The organism is Arthrobacter sp. NPDC057388, from assembly GCF_042668165.1.
Classification (GTDB): domain Bacteria; phylum Actinomycetota; class Actinomycetes; order Actinomycetales; family Micrococcaceae; genus Arthrobacter.
Window position 1 is genome coordinate 1 of sequence record NZ_JBHVBL010000082.1, and the last position, 6,793, is coordinate 6,793.

A 6,793-nucleotide genomic window follows, 5' to 3' on the forward strand; every position below is an offset into this window, starting at 1 on the left:
CTCCCATTGGGAGCCGGCGCCTCGCATGGCTTTATGCAGTCGGGCTGTCTTAGCCTTCGCAGTCGTGGCAGTACTTCATGCCGTTCTTTTCCTTGGCCACCTGGGACCGGTGACGGACCAGGAAGCAGGAGCCGCAGGTGAATTCATCGGACTGCTCGGGAACGACGATAACCGTCAGTTCCTCGTTGGAAAGATCGGCGCCCGGAAGGTCGATGCCCTCGGCGGTGTCATTCTCATCGACGTCGATAACGGCGGTCTGGGCACCGCCGCCGCGGGACGCCTGCAGGGCCTCCAAAGATTCGGAGGGAGACTCTTCTTCTGTCTTGCGTGGGGCGTCGTAATCGGTAGCCATAGCGTTGTTCACTTTCGTTGCTGCACAGCGCCATTCAGGCACCTCAGTGAAGCAGTTTAGGTCATAAAGCGGCAACGTCAAGAATAGTGTGGCCAACACGACACGAATGGGTCTTTTCCGCCTGTTTCAGGCGCTTGCCGGCGTATCCGGAGAGCAAAGTCTCCGGGCAGCAGACCGCACACATGCGGTGTACTGGCGGGGCGCCGTCGTCGGTCTTAGCCTTGAGCTGTTCCTGGATCCGAGCACCGGAGGCACCACATGGCGACGAAACTGAACCGCAAGGCACTGGAGCACGCACGCAGCCTCGTGAAGAAGGGGAAAGTGGAGCGGGATGTCCGTGACGACTGGAGCGAACATGCGCCATCCACGGACGAGGAGAACTCCTTCATTGACAAGCACGGCTTCGACGAGTTCTCGAAGTGGCACCTGGGAATTGATGCGGAGAAATCCGAAGGCACCAAGGGGAGCGTGAGCTTTCCGTTCGGGGACTTCAAGAAAGTGCACCGCTGCGCCATCATTTCCCTGGAGAGCCGGGCGGCGCAGTACGACCACGATGACATCAGCAAGGCCGCAAAGAAGCTGCTGGAGGAGATCGACGCCGATTAGCGGCTTGTGCGCAGTCTTTTGGGCACGGGGAAAACCCCTCCGTTCCGGTGGTGCCGGAACGGAGGGGTTTTACCGCGCTTTGGACGCGGCTCAGCCGCGGTTGTACATGACGTGCTTGGTGCGGGAGAAGTCCTCCAGTGCATAGATGGAGAGGTCGCGGCCGTAGCCTGAGCCCTTGAAACCGCCCCAGGGCACTTCATTGGCGATGACCAGGTGCGAATTGACCCAGACGGTGCCGAAGTCGAGCCGGCGGGGAACGGACAGCGAGCGAGAGGAGTTCGTGGTCCATACCGAGGCGGCCAGCCCGTACACGGTCTCGTTGGCCCGGGTGATAGCTTCCTCATCCGTGCTGAAGGTCTCCACCGATACCACCGGGCCGAAGATCTCGTTGCTGGTGATCGGGGCGCCGGCCGGGACGTCCGTGACAACGGTGGGCTCGATGAAATAGCCCGGACCCTCCAGGGCGTTGCCGCCCACGGCGATGGTGTGGCCTTCCTTGCGGATGTCCTCCAGCGCGGCCAGGACACGTTCGTAGTGGGCCTTGGAGATCATGGAACCGATTTCGACGTCGTCCCCCGCGCCGGGGGCGCCGACCGAAATCTCGCTCACCTCGCGGACCAGCAGCTCGGTGAACTTCTCAGCAACCGACTCATGGACCAGGACGCGGCATGCCGCGCCGCATTCCTGCCCGCCGTTCCAGAACCCGGCCTCGCGCACGCCCTTGGCCGCGGCTTCCAGGTCAGCGTCCTCGAAGACAACGACGGGTGCTTTGCCGCCCAGTTCCAGGTGCACGCGCTTGACGGTGGCGGCTGCGCTTTCGGCAACCTTCTGGCCGCTGCCGACGCTGCCGGTGATCGCGACCAGGTCCACGTCCGGGTGCTCCGAAATCCGGTTGCCCACCACGCGGCCGGAGCCGGTGACGATGTTCAGGACACCGGCGGGGACCTCGTCGGCGATGAGTTCGGCCAGCTTGAGCGTGGTCAGCGGGGTCTGCTCCGAGGGCTTGAGCACCAGGGTGTTGCCGGCGGCCAGGATCGGGGCGATCTTCCACGCGGCCATCAGCAGCGGGTAGTTCCAGGGCGTGATCACGCCGACAACACCCACAGGCTCGCGGAAGATCACGGAGGTGTGGTTCTCCGCGTAGTCGTCCGCGCCCAGTGTGGTGAAGGCACGGGCGGCGCCGGCGGAGAACCTGAAGGTGTCAACCGCGCTTGAAATATCATCTTCAGCCACGGCAGGGGGCTTGCCGGTGTTGGCGGACTCGAGGGTTTCGAGCAGTTCGCGGTTGTTCTCGATGATGTCCGCGATGCGCAGCAGCACCGCCGACCGGTCCTTAGGGGTCTTCGCTGCCCAGCCTGCCTTGGCCGCTACGGCAGCGGTGACGGCGGCGTCGACGTCCTCAACGGAGCCGGAGGGAACCTGCATGATGGTTTCCTCGGTGGCCGGGTTCACCACATCGGCCGTGGCATCCGTCGTCGAAGCAATGAACGCCCCGCCGATGAACTGGCCCACAGGAGGCAGGGAAGGTGCGGGAGCCTCTCCGGTCCTGCGGACGGTGAACACTGATGTTTCGGTGGTGGTCATGGTTTTTCCTTAAGTCCTGTCTTAGCTAGGGGATGTGCCTGCGTGACGTGCCTGCGTGTCGGCGGCAGCGGGCGACTCTTCGGTCTCTTTTTCCCAGAACTCCGCTCCTTCGATGCCCAGGGCTTTGGGGTCGAAGGTGGGGTTCAGGCCGAGCTTCCGCTGGCGTTCGTAGTCGCGGTAGATCTTGCGGACCAGCGGGAAGAGGAAGGCCAGGCAGATGAGGTTGACCCAGGCGATAAGGCCCAGCCCGATGTCGCCGGCCGCCCAGACCAGCTGTGCGTTTACCACGGACCCAAAGAATACGATGGCCATGGTTCCGACCTTGAGGACGGTCTTCCATCCGTGCCCGTTCCTGCCGTCCAGCAGGTAGAGGAGGTTGGAGTTGGCGACGTAGTAGTAGGCCAGCAGGCAGGTGAAGCCGAAGAGCAGCACGGCGACCGCGACGAAGCCCGCTCCCCAGCCCGGGACCAGCGTGTCGATGGCTTCCTGGACCCAGTTGGCCCCAACCGGCACGCCCGGCATGTTGTTGACGATGTAGCCGCCTGACCCGTCCGAGACGTTGTACTTGCCGGAGACCACCATCATCAGCCCGGTGGCCATGCAGATCAGGAGCACATCGATGTAGATGCTGAACGTCTGGACCAGGCCCTGCTTGCCCGGGTGGGAGGTGCGCGCCGCCGCGGCGGCGAACGTTGCTTCGCCCAGACCGTTCGAGGAGGCGAAGACTGCCCGGCGGACGCCCCAGGCCACGGCAGCGCCGGCGATGCCGCCGAGCACTTGGTGGATGCCCACCGCGGACTGGAAGATCAGGGCAACGGCCTGCGGAACGCTGCCGATGTTGATCCCGATGACGGCGAGCGCCAGGAGCAGGTAGCCGATGGCGAGCACGGGGACCAGTGCCTGTGTGACCTTCACCAGACGGGTGGTGCCGCCGAAGATGACGAGGGCGATCAGCACCGTGACGAGCACGGCGGGGATCCAGCTGTCCAGTCCGAACGCCAGCTTGGCACTGGCCGCGATGGTGTTGACCTGCAGGCCGGGGAAGACGAATCCGTAGCCGATGACACCCAGCACTGCCACCAGTGCCCCCACCTTGGGCAGCTTCAGGCCGTACTTGATGTAGTACGGCATGCCGCCGATGTCCTCGTTGGCATTGCGCCGGTCCTCGTCCTGGACCTGTCGCTTGAACGTCTGGGACAGGGCTGCCTCCGCGTAGCCGACGGTGCATCCGACCAGGCCCGTGACGGCCATCCAGACGAGGGCACCGGGTCCGCCGGCGCCGACGGCGGTGGCTACACCGGCGATGCTGCCGACGCCGACCCGGCTGGCCAGAGCGAGCACGAGGGCCTGGAAGGAGGACAGGCCCCCTTCGCCGCCTTCGCTGTCCCGCAGCTGCCGGAGCATGTCCGGGATGCGCCTAAACTGCACGCCCTTGGTGGCAACGGAGTAGGCGATGCCGAGCCCGAGCACGACGTAGGCCATGGGCGCCCAGATCGCGTCGGAAACGCCGGACAGGAACTCCGCGAAGTCACCCATCCCTTATCCCACCGGCTGCTTCAGGGCGGACAGTGCCTGCTCAACCCGTGCGAGGTCCTCAGCGCTGAGGGCAGCCGTGGGGCGCCGCGGCGAGCCGGCCGGAATGCCCTGCAGGGTAAGGCCGGCCTTGACGGCCGGGATGAACGGCACGGAGAGCAGGGCATCGATGACCGGGTAGACCTGCTTCCACTGTTCCAGGGCACCGGCGAGGTCGCCTTCGGCGATCAGGCGGCTGACGGCGACGATCTCGTTGGGGACAACGTTCGCCGTGCCGGCCATGACGCCCGCGGCGCCTTCCACCAGGGCGCTGTACAGGTACACGTCCCAGCCGATGAACGTGCCGATGACGTCCGAGTGGTGGTGGATCAGCTGCAGTGCCTGCTCCCAGTTCGCGCTGGAGTCCTTGATGTACTTGATGTTCTCGACTTCTTCAGCCAGCGCACGGACCGCTGCCGGGTCCAGGTTCACGCCGGTGACGGCCGGGATGTTGTAGAGCATGACCGGGATGCTGACGGACCGGGCAACGTCCTTGATGTAGGTGACCGTTTCCTCCAGGGACAGCGGCTCGTAGTACGGCGTGATGAGCATCAGCACGTCCGCGCCGGCCTTCTCGGCGGCCTGGGACAGGCGGATGGCCTCGTCGGTGGAGGTGGCACCGGTGTTGGCGATGACCGGGACCCGCCCGTTGGCCTGCTCGATGACGGTGTTGATGAGCAGCAGGCGCTCCTCGGAGGACAGGGCGCCGACCTCGCCGGTGGAGCCGGCAGCTACGACGCCGTCGACGCCGGCGTCGATGGAGCGGTCAACGATGCGGCGCAGCGTATCGACGTCGATGGCACCGTCCTGGGCGAAGGGGGTGGAGAGGGCGGTCAGGACACCGCGGAGGTCGTTGGACATGAAAATGGTTCCTCTTCTTTAAGTACGGGGTGGGAAAAGATGGTCTGGTTCAGGTGCCTGTTATGTTCAGGCGGCCGAGATTTAAGCGACGATCGAGAGGCCGGACTGCGGCGGGGCCTGGCGGTGCGTGGCCAGCAGGCTTGCGGCCTCCTGTGCCGCCGAGAACCCGGTGGTGATGGAGCTTTCGGTGTAGAGGGTGCCGAGGTAGTCGCCCGCCAGGAACACGCGGTCGGTGCCGCGCATGAGGGTGGACTGGAGCTTGGCCCGGCCGGGGAAGCAGTAGGGCGAAGCAACCTTCCAGCGGTCGGTCTTGGCTTCGACGACGCTGTCGGCGAACCCGTGGCCCAGGACCTGGTCCAGGTCGGTGAGGTGGGTCTTGATCACTTCCTCGTCGCTCCTGTCCAGCAGGGCCTTTCCGAGGCTGGCCGGTGAGAAGGTCATGAAGCTGCCGCCGGGCTTCCGTACGGACTCGGTGCCGCGGACGATGCTCGCCTGGTTCAGGGCGATCGCGAAGGAGCGCTTCGGGGCCGCGATGGCGTAGATGTCATCCCAGGGCCGTGCCGAGGTCTCGTTGGTCAGGAAGGCCGTGCTGACGTGCGGGCCGTACTTGATCTGGCCGAGCGCGCCGCGCAGTTCCTCCGGAAGGTCCACGCCGATCCGGTGCGTCACATCAGCAGTGGTCGCAAGCACCACCGTGCGGGCTTCCACCTCATGCTCCACGCCGCCCTGGGTGTACCTGACGACGACGGATTCCTTCTTGTGCACGACCTCCTGCACCGCGGCGCCGAGCTGGATGCGGTCCCCGAGGGAGGCCGCGACCGATTCGGTCAGGGTGGACGGGCCGCCGACGATGCCCTGGCTGAGGCCCTGGCCGATGCCCAGCACCAGGCTGAAGTAGCCGATGCCGGCGCCGGCGGAGATCTCGTTCATGTCACCGGCCGAGCGGGTGACGGTGGTTTTGAACAGCGCGGCCGCGTCCTCGGAGAGGTTTCCGATGAAGTCCTGGAACGAGCTGTTGTTTTCGAAGTCGTAGATGCGCTGCTGCCGCATGGCGCCGGACTCCCCCGCGCGCTTCCGGACCACGCCGGTGTATTTGGCGACGCCGCTGACAACCTTCATGCCGGCCTTCAGCGTGTCGATGCGCGAGGACAGGGACATCGGAATGCGGAAGGGGTACGTGGCGATGTGCCCCTTGCGGATGAACTTCCCGTTCATCGACAGGGCCTGGAGCGAGCCCGGAATGTTCACGGCGGTCACGCCTACCTCGTTGAGCAGGGCATCGGTGGAAGATCCGGCCCCGGCGAAGACGTGTCCGCCCCAGTTCAGCCAGTAGGCACCGCGGCGCTCCGAGCGGATCCGGCCGCCGACACGGTTCTCGGACTCCAGGACCACGGTGTCCCAGTGCCGCAGCCGCCATGCTGCCGACAGGCCGGCGAGTCCGGCACCGACGATGACTACATCTTTCATGATTTGAACCTTCTTACTCAGGAGATCCAGGTGCCGGCCGCCTGGGCGGGAGGGACCTGGTGTGGAACGTGCGTGGTGGCGGACGCCTGCGTGCTTCTTCCTTGGCAGCACGGGGCGGGCTTCGCCGGGTGTTGTGACCGTTGTGTGGCTTCGGGTGCGGGATGTGCCCCTAGTCACACATTAAAGATACATCATTGTATGATTAATGCAATAGCTTTTTCGGGGATGCGCGGGAGTGCTGCCCGAAGAGGCTGGACGGGCCGTGCCTGCACAACGGGTCACGACTGAGGCATGGCGGCAGATCCGCCCCGCTGAAACACAACGACGCCGGCCGGTCACCTCACAAGGCTG

General features: G+C 65.3%; 6 protein-coding genes. 1 reads left to right on the forward strand and 5 read right to left on the reverse strand.

The genetic code is table 11. The annotated features are described in order from the left end of the window. Positions 1 to 49: 49 nt before the first annotated feature. Positions 50 to 352 (reverse strand): DUF4193 domain-containing protein, encoded by a 303-nt coding sequence (locus tag ACFUTU_RS20940; protein ID WP_076798765.1) that lies wholly within the window; start codon positions 350 to 352, stop codon positions 50 to 52. A gap of 258 nt (positions 353 to 610) precedes the next feature. Between ACFUTU_RS20940 and ACFUTU_RS20945 the strand changes: the two genes are divergently transcribed. Further along, a complete protein-coding gene (locus ACFUTU_RS20945; protein ID WP_377967834.1) occupies positions 611 to 958 on the forward strand; it encodes a hypothetical protein in 348 nt (115 codons plus the stop codon). A gap of 90 nt (positions 959 to 1,048) precedes the next feature. On the opposite strand, the gene ACFUTU_RS20950 is transcribed toward ACFUTU_RS20945, so the two are convergent. The 4 genes from ACFUTU_RS20950 to ACFUTU_RS20965 form a co-directional block, all read right to left on the reverse strand. Continuing rightward, positions 1,049 to 2,542, reverse strand: coding sequence for an aldehyde dehydrogenase family protein (locus ACFUTU_RS20950; RefSeq protein ID WP_377967836.1), 1,494 nt, complete (start codon positions 2,540 to 2,542; stop codon positions 1,049 to 1,051). Positions 2,543 to 2,563: 21 nt separating this feature from the next. After that, positions 2,564 to 4,078 (reverse strand): alanine/glycine:cation symporter family protein, encoded by a 1,515-nt coding sequence (locus ACFUTU_RS20955; protein WP_377967838.1) that lies wholly within the window; start codon positions 4,076 to 4,078, stop codon positions 2,564 to 2,566. A 3-nt stretch (positions 4,079 to 4,081) separates the two neighbouring features. Continuing rightward, positions 4,082 to 4,975 carry a 4-hydroxy-tetrahydrodipicolinate synthase gene (gene dapA, locus ACFUTU_RS20960; protein ID WP_377967840.1) on the reverse strand — a complete coding sequence of 298 codons (894 nt, stop codon included), beginning with the start codon at positions 4,973 to 4,975 and terminating at the stop codon, positions 4,082 to 4,084. 81 nt (positions 4,976 to 5,056) lie between these two features. Continuing rightward, positions 5,057 to 6,442 (reverse strand): protoporphyrinogen/coproporphyrinogen oxidase, encoded by a 1,386-nt coding sequence (locus tag ACFUTU_RS20965; RefSeq protein WP_377967842.1) that lies wholly within the window; start codon positions 6,440 to 6,442, stop codon positions 5,057 to 5,059. Positions 6,443 to 6,793 lie beyond the last annotated feature (351 nt).

Excerpts from the sequence above, each read along its gene's own strand:
- ACFUTU_RS20940 (WP_076798765.1), bottom strand. The coding sequence starts at position 352 with ATGGCTACCGATTACGACGCCCCACGCAAGACAGAAGAAGAGTCTCCC.
- ACFUTU_RS20945 (WP_377967834.1), top strand. The coding sequence starts at position 611 with ATGGCGACGAAACTGAACCGCAAGGCACTGGAGCACGCACGCAGCCTC.
- ACFUTU_RS20950 (WP_377967836.1), bottom strand. The coding sequence starts at position 2,542 with ATGACCACCACCGAAACATCAGTGTTCACCGTCCGCAGGACCGGAGAG.
- ACFUTU_RS20955 (WP_377967838.1), bottom strand. The coding sequence starts at position 4,078 with ATGGGTGACTTCGCGGAGTTCCTGTCCGGCGTTTCCGACGCGATCTGG.
- dapA (WP_377967840.1), bottom strand. The coding sequence starts at position 4,975 with ATGTCCAACGACCTCCGCGGTGTCCTGACCGCCCTCTCCACCCCCTTC.
- ACFUTU_RS20965 (WP_377967842.1), bottom strand. The coding sequence starts at position 6,442 with ATGAAAGATGTAGTCATCGTCGGTGCCGGACTCGCCGGCCTGTCGGCA.